This window comes from Pseudonocardia sp. EV170527-09 (assembly GCF_008369905.1).
GTDB lineage: Bacteria > Actinomycetota > Actinomycetes > Mycobacteriales > Pseudonocardiaceae > Pseudonocardia.
In genome coordinates this window covers 1-260 of sequence record NZ_VRMC01000520.1, presented here as the reverse complement: position 1 = coordinate 260, position 260 = coordinate 1, and the positions used below count along the sequence as shown (strand labels likewise).

Sequence of the window (260 nt, the reverse complement as noted above, 5' to 3'; positions counted from 1 at the left end):
GGCCTGGATGGTGCCGGAAAGCTCCGCCTCTGGTACGGTCGATCTCTACCGCGCCACCCGCTACCCCGGCGGCTGGGTGAAGGAGGCGACGCTGCTTTCGGGCGTGGTCGCCAGCGACGCGACCCTCCTCGAACAGGGCGGCCGCTGGTGGATCTTCGCCACCCTGCGCGATGCCGTCCCCGAGGCGCCCGCCGGGTCCGGATCCTACCACGACGCGCTGTGCCTCTGGTCGGCCCCCGATTTCCGCGGCCCCTATACGC

Annotated in this window: 1 protein-coding gene; it reads left to right on the top strand. The window is 71.9% G+C overall.

Features of this window, described 5'->3' with window-relative positions:
- On the top strand, positions 1–260 hold a 260-nt coding region (locus FVA95_RS30010; protein WP_205016085.1), incomplete at both ends, for a hypothetical protein.